This window comes from Pseudomonas sp. F220, assembly GCF_057813935.1.
On the sequence record NZ_JBVASJ010000198.1, the window covers coordinates 1 to 255 of the forward strand.

Consider the following 255-nt stretch of genomic DNA (forward strand, 5'->3'; position numbering starts at 1 on the left):
TAAACCCCGATTCGGCTCCCCGGTCTGCACCTGCGCAACCGGTAGATGACGGCCTGCAACCGGTGAAGAGCTGGAGCCATCCTTTCAAGGATACGAATAACCCGCTGTTGCAGTTGACTCAATTAGCCAAGGCGAAGGCGGGCTTCTATCCAATAGGCACCAGTGGTCTATGCCACGGCGGCGTGCATTTCGACAGCGGTACTGCCGGTGCTCTGGATCAATCCAGCGTGCATTGCTTGGCCGATGGTGAAGTGG

General features: G+C 57.6%; 1 pseudogene. It reads left to right on the forward strand.

Features of this window, described 5'->3' with window-relative positions:
• Positions 1 to 255, forward strand: a pseudogene (locus ACZYSM_RS29620) (hypothetical protein); the annotation flags it as partial.